Genomic DNA, 8,319 nt, shown 5'->3' with positions numbered 1-8,319 from the left:
CTTCGCTCGAAAACGCTATAGCCCCATGCGTCGTGACTATCCTTCTCGCTGGAAGGCGCTGCATCCAGTTGTTGGAAAGCGTTACATCCAGCGGGATCGTTGTGGGATTCGCTTCCGGGCAATGTTCGGTCCCGATAAGTCGACTGGCAGCACGATATTCGCTGCTTCGGTCGAGTCCGTCATCTATATGGGCCCTGGCGATCCTCACATATCGGCGATGGCAACAACTGACGCGTCGCTCACGCCATCACCTACCATCTTGGCTCGGTGCATCGGGGAGGGAAGCTCTGGATTCGCGGCCCGTGTGCCGGAGATGATGTCTCTCTGATCGCACGCATGCAAACGTCGCGAGACTGGGGAATGGTGCCGGCGGAGAGGATCGAACTCCCGACCTTCGGTTTACAAAACCGCTGCACTACCGCTGTGCTACGCCGGCATGTTATTGTTCTAATTCATAAATTACACTAAACCGTCATCGCAACTCTTACATGGGGTAATCATCCGGGTAACGATTGCAACTAAATGGGATCATTGCCGCTCATATAGATCGGCGGGGATCACAAATTCAAGACCGATGCAGAACGTCGGGCCGGGTGCGTTTGCATGGGACGGACGCCAAGGCTTTATCCACGCCGCTAATGTCCGAAATCAAAGAACAGATTCGGCGATCGAGCGGGCTCTAATCGTACGCGAATACGCTTTTTTCCTATCGGGGAGTACACTCAGCCGAAATTGATTCGAGGGCAAAGCAATGACACTCCGCGTTTTCAAGCAGATCGACGGCTCGCGCATCTTGGTCACGGCCGAACGTTTTCCGCAGGAACTCGATGGACGGTCGTGGCGGATTGATGTCAACGGCTATCCCGACAATGCTCTGTCGGCTCAGGTCCGACGTGACGGTCCCGTTCTTGGTCGGCTCACTGGGTCACTTCGAGTTGCCGCGCCAAGCGAGGGCTGATCACCGCAACAATGCGATCGGCGCGCCCCACACGATTGATTGCGACGGTGATGCGGGCTGGATTTCGGCTTTGATCGCGTCGATCAAGAGTGCGACGCGAGCGCCGGTAATGGTCAATCGTTCATCGGCAAGTGTGGTCTGCACGTGGCGCGTTAAATCGCGCTTGCCGTAGTTCGTTTCGAGCATGGCGCGAACCGTGTCACGTCCGACATTCTCAATCAGTTGCGATGCGAGCGACGGATAGTCCGGAACGCGAAGGTGTGCGCATTTTTCGACGATTGGAGCGATCGTGGAAATTTCTACCCCAGTTTCGGCGCGCAGCTTTATGATTTCGGCGTCGTGTTGCGATGGTGGAAGTGCCGCGATGGCCGCACATTGTTCATGGATACGCGAATAGAAGGCGACTGTTTCGTCGTTACCGCGCTGACTTTGATATGTCTGTGGCCGCTTTCGTGGCATCATCGTCTCGAAAAATATAAATACCGGCCGCTATCGCCTGTGCGTCCGAAGCGGTAGCGGCCGGTAATGTCCAGTCGCGTGCGTGCGTGGGCGCGATTATGCGGACTGGATCATTTGGGTTTGGGTTGCGGCCAAGATCGATCGCATATGGCACGCACGTAATTCTAGCTTCGCATCGTCGCCTTGCGTTTCGAGCAATTCACGCATGTATTCAAGATGCGAGCGCCCGGCCTCTTGATGTTGCTCGGTAGTCATTGTCGCTGTGGTGGTCATGTTAGTTTCCTTTTTCGCTGGTGGTGGTGATGAACCCCGGACGTGTCGCCGGATGAACGACACGTCCGGATATGAACCGATCCGCGCTCATCGGCCGCGTGGTGAGGATCGGTGCATTCAGGGTGATAGACGGACTTTTTCGGGATTTAGCTTCGCGAGCGTCACGGCAAATTTCTCGAAAGTCTTTTCGGCTTCGTTGAGGGAGTTGGTGTAACGTTCGAAGAACATCGATAGGTCTTTCGCCTCAAACGAGCGGTCTGGTGCGGTTCTCATGTGTTGGTGGATAATACAAAACAGCGTCTCGCCATTGATGGACAGGTAGGGAAGCGCGTTCTGGAAAGTTGGAATTTCTTTCCAAGGTTCTCGTTGACCTTCGTTGAAATCGAGTGCGTCGCACTTCCGAATTTTTTGGCTATTGTTGGTTGTGTATTGGCCTTTGGTGCGATCGATAAAATCCGCGTCGATGAAATATTCGAAACCATCCGGTCCGAAACAAAGAACCAATCGATGAGGATGGAATATTTTGAAGAGACGCCAGCCCGGATATGAAGGGTCATTCATGAGACCGTTATCACTAAAAATGGTCATCGCGCTGTCTCCAGATAATCATCGTACAAACGCTTAATCTGTTCATCGGTCATATCGATTGTGACATGTGGCATGTTACCGAATAGCGCTGTTTCAACATTGCGGCTCAGTGCAGGCGGGCCATGGTCGTCAAGCAACCGCGCATATGGACGTGCATCAATTTCGATATCGTCATCATGTTGCGCCCTGCATCGTTCAAACCAATCATCGTATCGTGCCTGCCATCGTTCATAGTGTGTGCGGTCATCTGATGACAAAGCGTCCAGTCGTGCGGCGAGACTGTGCGGCGGTCGTATTGCGAGCAGCAAAGTCGCAAGTCTGTTTCGGTCGCGCTCTGTAACGATAGCCATTATTTTTGCGCGGCGATCATCGCCTCTAGTTCGGTCAAGCGTGCACGTAATTCTTCGACGGTTTCGATTGATGCGAGCTTTTCCAATCCCGCTGAGATAGTGCGAAGTTCATCCGCGCCGATCTCAGCATTTTCAAAGGCGTCCCGAATATCGGCCGGTTCACTTCCATGGAGTTCGATCAAACGTGCCGGAACCACCATCTTAATTACAAGCTGAATAGCCCAAGCCTGTTTTTCGTCGATTGCGATGGCTAATTCAGCTATGGCGCGCGGCCCGAGGGCGCGAATTTGTTTCGCTAGTTCGGATGAAATTTTGTTCTTGCTACCGATAGGTCTACCGGGCCCGCGCAACCACCGCCCTTTGTCGTCACGAGCACCGTTAGAAATAACGCTGTTTATGGGCGTGACGTTGCTCATGATCAAATCCACCGTACTGTCGTCGCGTTGAGCGCGTACAGCCAACTTGCCAACGCCTGCACGTCCGTCAATGAAGCATTTCCACGGCGCACAGGTTTCGGCATGCCGTGCGCTGTACGCCAAAAATATAACGTTGCGTTGGTGGCCCGCAGTGTTGCGCGCAATGTCGGAGCGTCGATTGTTGGTGACGCTGCACGCAATATGACACATGCCGGTAGCTGCGGGCCGCGCAAACGCATTAGTTTGGCTTCGTGGTCAACATTGCGAACGCTTCGTCCGAACTACATTCACATGCGACCGCTAGCCATGTGATTACATCGCGACAAATCTGAATTGCTTCATGGACGAGTTTCGCATTCTGTCGCATTGTCGCGACATAGGCGGTTGCGTCGGCCATCATGGCATCGGTATCGACGGCCATGCTCACAGGATTTGTCGCTGTTTCGCGCACAGGGAATTTTGCGGCGAGACCTTCGCGCGCGGCATATCGGAGCGCAACAAATCGATCGAGCGCGATCGTTGCCACGTCGTCCGGAAGGGTTGAAAGCGCGCCCGCCGCAACAAGTCCCGACATTTGTTCGAGACCAAACGTCGTCGCCATTTCCATTTGGTCCGCCGCGATCTCGTCGTCATACAATCTCACTGCGCGGTCGCGGATTGGTCGCGTTGCCGGTGTTTCGGGCAGTGGCGTTTCAAGTTCGATGCGAACGGTTTCGTTGCCTTTATGATATTCACCGATGGTCTTACGGAACGTGTTGAATGGCCCGCGCACCATCGCGGGCAAGGCCAGCCGCAGATGCTTGTTCAGGGCTAGAGGGGAGTACGTCTCGGTTGCCTCAGCGATCGTCGCATTACCGCCCGCGACGGCGACGTATAGCCCTGCGGCTGGCCCAGCGAGAATGGTATCTTTGGCGAAATTGGCGCGAATGAAAAACGCCGCGCGCTTCTCAGTTCGGGTGTCAAGGAGGCTATGAACAATTCCGTGGCCGGTGTCGGTGGTGCCGGTCTGAAACGTCGGCTGTGGTTGCTGTTGCATTTGAAATCCCGCGAATATGACTTGATCGGATCGGCGCTCGATCCATGAGCGCATCGAGTCATATTCGCGGGCCGCGTGCAAGTATTACGTTCAATATATGCTGTTGTATTTACTTGGATATTAACAACATCAATTCGCGATATCAATTGTAATATAATAAATACTACGAACGCATGACCATCAATACGTCAAATTCAAAGATGACCGCTTGACCATCGCGACGATGAACGCAATCAATATGCAATTTTCATAGAGCAGCAAATCAGCGAATTGACGCGTGATGATGCGATTGCGCTTTAATTATAGTGTTTGCGCGTTGATGGTGATCGATGGGTATTAGCTGGGGTAATTGCGATGGTGTTCGCGTGGTCGCGACATCGATCACGGTGCAGTGGCGACATGGGGGACGGGCGATGAATACTTGCCCGATGGTCAAGCGATGATCCGGACGGGCAGGCACGTCACAAGGTCACAACGTCACAAGGTTTTCCATACTCCCCGTATGGGCACGGTGCGCGGGCCGTACATGGCTTCCATAAAATTACATAACGCCATTCCCTATCTTCTCTCTCCATCTTCTATTTGGTTATGACGTTGTGACGTAGGGTGCGGAAAGCCTTTCAAAATAAAGGTTTTCTAACGTCACAAGGGTTATGACGTGTCGTGACGAAACCCCGTCCACGTGACGCGTCGAAAAATATGCAAATTACATAACTTTCCGCCGTCACGTGGACGGCACACACGCGGCACGACGCGCGGGCAAGCTGTGCCGTCCAAACCGGGCGCATTCAACCGTTTGTCGGTCGGAATGGCACAACGTTGGATGGCTGGTGCGTTGGATCGCCGTACCCCTGATCAACGGGATAGTCACTCGGCTTTACGTTGCGATCACCTTTGAACCAAAGCACGGCGCGCTTTTCCGGATGATCCTGAAAATATGCACGTCCAGCGCGATCAACCTTGCGGTAGCCGAGGTCAGCAATCGCCTTTCCGATGTCCTGTTGACGCGGTGTTGTTCTGCCCGGCCGATATTTCGTCCAATCCCGTTCGACAGCAACGGAGTTCGCCCAACCGTGCCGGAAGCCGTTTTGTTCATCATCGATCATTCGTTGAATGGTCTTTGCGATGTCGTTCTGCCCTTCCTGCAATGCTTCCGGCTTGCTTGTCGTGTCCGGTGCGCGCATCGGGATTGCGCCGCGTTCGATGGCGCGTTGTTGCAGCCAATAAACCACATACGCTGCACCGTCCGCCTTGATCCAATCGAACAAGTGTTTGAAGTAGGAATCATTCATGCCACGTCGGATAAGGTCGTCAAGCGATTGCAATGCGCTGAAAAATACCGCGTAACGCCGCCCGTTCTTACTGATCGGAATTGCATCTTTGTGGTTCGAAAAGAATAGCCAATTAGCGAAGTTGTCTTCCATCGCTTGATCGGCACCTTTCCCCTGTATTTCCGATCTTTCTTCACTGATTATGGGCTTGAGAGTTTCGACAAGATCACGCTTATCATCAGTCTTGATTTCATCAGCAATGATAAAAAGCTTTTCGCGCATCCACGCATTAAACTTCGTTCCGCTTTCTAGCAATTCCTTGGTTTTCGGTTGATGTACGTAATTTTCGCCTAAGCCATGTTGCATGATCAACTTGAAAAGGTTTTTGCCGATACCTTCTGTTGATTGGATTAGCGGAGCCCACGGGATTTTGAAGCCGGGAAATTTGATGTTGTGCGCACAATAGTCGAGGATGATATTGCGATCGTTTTCATCCGGGATCATCGCGCAAAGGTGGTTGAGAAATGGCGAGATATCGCCCGGACGTGCATCAATGCTCGCGGGCTTGTATGTGTTGATGCCAAGTCGTCCCAATGCGTCGATGATTAGTTCGCCATGCGGTCGCGTCGGCAAAAACCTAGTGTGATGAACTTTTTGGATTTGCCATAGCGTTGATCGTGTCGCGGCTTTCCATGGTTCATCGGTCGATTTTCCGACGCTATCAACGATAAATTTTTTACCGCCATATGCGCCGTTGAATTGCGTCGCATTCATAAAACCATCCCGCGTTAGGATTTGACCGCGACTGGTGACGAAATAGCAGCCTTTGAACCATTCGCGCTGCTCGCTATCCGTAAGTATCTCGCCAGTTGGGACAGGGATTGACTGCTGTTGTTCATGCGGCATCGGTGGTGTGTTGGGCGATTGTTGAGCCGGTCGCCCAAGATGGAAACTTGCCTTGAGCGACGGCAATTTATTGAGTAGAGAATTCCAACCAATTTCAGTGTTGCGGACGCTTGCCCATGCTTTCAAGTTTTCGGCTACGTCGTTGCCGTTGCCAATCGTGTATTGAGCGCACCATTGTAGCCATTCGTCCCTGATCCCGTCCGGATCACCATGCAACCATGCGGCTTGTTTCCACGCGCTTGAAAAGCTGATCCATTCGCCTCGATCCATCGCGTTCGGATCGGCATGCCGCAACGCTTCGGATGCCCATTGTTTCGATGGTGCTGATAATGACGGTTCGCCTAGCGGATGTCGCCCGCCTGATCCATCAATGACATTGACGCCAGCAAGAGCGATTTCGAGAAAGCCCGGATCGATTGGCATTCCGTATCCGGCAAGTGACCAACATGTGATCAGGTGCGGCTTTTCCTTTAAATGGAGTGTGCCGGGCAAGCGCAACACGCGCGACGGATCGATGATAGTTCGGTCACTGTCGAATACGGCGCGCAATTTTCGTTGCAAAAGTGTGAATTTGTCGCGGTCGTTATGCGGCGTTGTGATCCAGTAGACATGCCAGCGTCCCGGCGATGACTGAACCGCGAATGACGGCGCGGGATTGAATTGGGTAGCGCGTTCGTAATTTTGTTGGGCGCTCAGATTGTCTAAATCTATCGCTTGGCATCGGATGGTCGTTACGTTGGCGATTTCACGGCCGATACCGTCCATGGCGTTGATCGCGACAAAGCAGCCATATCCGAGAGCCTGCCATGCGATGATTTCCGGCCAGATATCAAATAGCCTGCCACGACGCGGGATTGCTGCAAGGTCTTTGCGTTGATCGTGTATCAAACGTATGTCGATAATCGCGGTGTTCGCGTCTTGCTGCGTGAGCGCGCTGATGAATGCGAACGCTTGCGCGAATTCCTGCCGTGGTTGTCCACTGTCAAAAGCCGAGAATTGCAGCTTGCCAGTACTCAGCGCGACAAACTTGAAATCAACCGGAAGATATGCGAAGGTCATTGAAGCGTTCTTTCGTGGTTGGTAGAGCGCAACGTTATTGTGAGGGCCATCCGACAGCGAACCGGATGGCCCTTTTTTCTTTGCCTGCTAGGCGGCGTTGGCGCGGTCGCTAATGAATCTTTCGAGGTCGCACCGTCGCCAGTAGTACCGACCATGGATCGTGATAGGCGTAGGAAAGCCGTCGAGCGGGCCGTAGTCGTGATGTGCATCGCGACGGCCATTTATCCAGCGGAACAGCGTCTTTCGGCTGATCCCAAGTAAATTTGTCGCAATGACGGAATTGATGAGGGCAGATGCGGGGCCGCTGTCGAAGGTCGCAATGCGCAGCTTGTCAACGATCGATGCGAGCGGTGCTTTCACAAAAGAAAACATGAGGTCACTCCGGAGTTGTGCAGGGTCTAACGAGGTCCTCAGTTTCTCACAGAGTTTGCGCCGCTCAAAAAATCTGAGGTCCTGCTAGTCGAGTTAGATTTTCATCAGCGACAATGCGGATAATCACCCGCACAGCGACGAGGTTCACCCGCATAGCAACGAAGTTCATCCGCGTTGCCGCGATGATCAACGATGTGCGTCGGTGCCTATGGTGCCAGGGCGTTTCTCGCCGTCCGGGTTATCCACGGCCTTTTTGTTGTGCGCATTTCCCCGTTAGGGTACCCGTGTGTTGCAAGCTAGCACAAAAGCCAACAAAATAAGGGCAGAAGACGCGGCCGGCGTCAAATATAGTAACCGATGCTCACCAATTTGGGGATGGCGTGCGGGTGCGCTTGACGCTGAGCGGCCAAATCACATGCTGCTTTTACGGCCGCTGCACAGCCCTCACAGCAGCATAGGAGAGCGTCCGCTATGCCCGGCACGGCATAGGCGAGTTATGCCTATGCGCTCCCGATGTTCGTCTACGCGCTCATCGATGTTGAGGCGCTGACGTGACCGGGAATAAATCCGGAGAACCGACATTCGGCGGTGCAGCGGCTCATTGGCCGGGATTTGCAGGTTGCGCTCGAAC

10 protein-coding genes and 1 tRNA gene are annotated in these 8,319 nt (G+C 53.3%); 2 read left to right on the top strand and 9 right to left on the bottom strand.

All coding sequences use genetic code 11. The annotated features are described in order from the left end of the window. On the top strand, window positions 1–328 hold a 328-nt coding region (locus tag NWI01_RS19425; protein WP_210243007.1), incomplete at its 5' end, for a hypothetical protein. 33 nt (window positions 329–361) lie between these two features. Here NWI01_RS19425 and NWI01_RS17680 read toward each other — a convergent pair. Continuing rightward, window positions 362–436, bottom strand: a tRNA-Thr gene (locus NWI01_RS17680). Between the two features lie 315 nt (window positions 437–751). On the opposite strand from NWI01_RS17680, the gene NWI01_RS19190 reads away from it, so the two are divergent. Continuing rightward, window positions 752–958, top strand: coding sequence for a hypothetical protein (locus tag NWI01_RS19190; protein ID WP_181410578.1), 207 nt, complete (start codon window positions 752–754; stop codon window positions 956–958). Here the strand turns inward: NWI01_RS19190 and NWI01_RS17675 are convergent, their stop codons facing one another. The 8 genes from NWI01_RS17675 to NWI01_RS17650 form a co-directional block, all read right to left on the bottom strand. Beyond that, a complete protein-coding gene (locus NWI01_RS17675) occupies window positions 959–1,420 on the bottom strand; it encodes a hypothetical protein (RefSeq protein ID WP_141385277.1) in 462 nt (153 codons plus the stop codon). Window positions 1,421–1,513: 93 nt separating this feature from the next. Beyond that, the gene (locus tag NWI01_RS19185) at window positions 1,514–1,690 is read right to left on the bottom strand and encodes a hypothetical protein (protein ID WP_181410577.1); all 177 of its coding nucleotides are present in this window, start codon (window positions 1,688–1,690) and stop codon (window positions 1,514–1,516) included. 117 nt (window positions 1,691–1,807) lie between these two features. After that, window positions 1,808–2,278, bottom strand: a complete 471-nt coding sequence (locus NWI01_RS17670) for a hypothetical protein (protein ID WP_141385276.1) — start codon at window positions 2,276–2,278, stop codon at window positions 1,808–1,810. Further along, window positions 2,275–2,535 (bottom strand): hypothetical protein, encoded by a 261-nt coding sequence (locus tag NWI01_RS19180; protein WP_210243006.1) that lies wholly within the window; start codon window positions 2,533–2,535, stop codon window positions 2,275–2,277. Before NWI01_RS19180 ends, NWI01_RS17670 begins: the two co-directional genes overlap by 4 nt. A gap of 92 nt (window positions 2,536–2,627) precedes the next feature. Continuing rightward, a complete protein-coding gene (locus tag NWI01_RS17665; RefSeq protein ID WP_181410575.1) occupies window positions 2,628–3,254 on the bottom strand; it encodes a hypothetical protein in 627 nt (208 codons plus the stop codon). Window positions 3,255–3,282: 28 nt separating this feature from the next. After that, window positions 3,283–4,080 (bottom strand): hypothetical protein, encoded by a 798-nt coding sequence (locus NWI01_RS17660; RefSeq protein ID WP_141385274.1) that lies wholly within the window; start codon window positions 4,078–4,080, stop codon window positions 3,283–3,285. Between the two features lie 788 nt (window positions 4,081–4,868). Next, on the bottom strand, window positions 4,869–7,316 hold the full coding sequence (locus NWI01_RS17655) for a DUF5906 domain-containing protein (RefSeq protein WP_141385273.1): 2,448 nt from the start codon (window positions 7,314–7,316) through the stop codon (window positions 4,869–4,871). Window positions 7,317–7,403: 87 nt separating this feature from the next. Further along, window positions 7,404–7,688, bottom strand: coding sequence for a helix-turn-helix transcriptional regulator (locus tag NWI01_RS17650; RefSeq protein WP_141385272.1), 285 nt, complete (start codon window positions 7,686–7,688; stop codon window positions 7,404–7,406). Between the last annotated feature and the right edge of the window lie 631 nt (window positions 7,689–8,319).

This window comes from Nitrobacter winogradskyi (assembly GCF_006539545.1).
In the GTDB taxonomy this organism is placed as follows: domain Bacteria; phylum Pseudomonadota; class Alphaproteobacteria; order Rhizobiales; family Xanthobacteraceae; genus Nitrobacter; species Nitrobacter winogradskyi_A.
This window is presented reverse-complemented; position numbering and strand designations above follow the sequence as displayed.

What these genes read in the sequence shown, in the direction of transcription:
- NWI01_RS19190 (WP_181410578.1), top strand. Translation starts at nt 752, where the DNA reads ATGACACTCCGCGTTTTCAAGCAGATCGACGGCTCGCGCATCTTGGTC.
- NWI01_RS17675 (WP_141385277.1), bottom strand. Translation starts at nt 1,420, where the DNA reads ATGATGCCACGAAAGCGGCCACAGACATATCAAAGTCAGCGCGGTAAC.
- NWI01_RS19185 (WP_181410577.1), bottom strand. Translation starts at nt 1,690, where the DNA reads ATGACCACCACAGCGACAATGACTACCGAGCAACATCAAGAGGCCGGG.
- NWI01_RS17670 (WP_141385276.1), bottom strand. Translation starts at nt 2,278, where the DNA reads ATGACCATTTTTAGTGATAACGGTCTCATGAATGACCCTTCATATCCG.
- NWI01_RS17665 (WP_181410575.1), bottom strand. Translation starts at nt 3,254, where the DNA reads ATGTGTCATATTGCGTGCAGCGTCACCAACAATCGACGCTCCGACATT.
- NWI01_RS17660 (WP_141385274.1), bottom strand. Translation starts at nt 4,080, where the DNA reads ATGCAACAGCAACCACAGCCGACGTTTCAGACCGGCACCACCGACACC.
- NWI01_RS17655 (WP_141385273.1), bottom strand. Translation starts at nt 7,316, where the DNA reads ATGACCTTCGCATATCTTCCGGTTGATTTCAAGTTTGTCGCGCTGAGT.
- NWI01_RS17650 (WP_141385272.1), bottom strand. Translation starts at nt 7,688, where the DNA reads ATGTTTTCTTTTGTGAAAGCACCGCTCGCATCGATCGTTGACAAGCTG.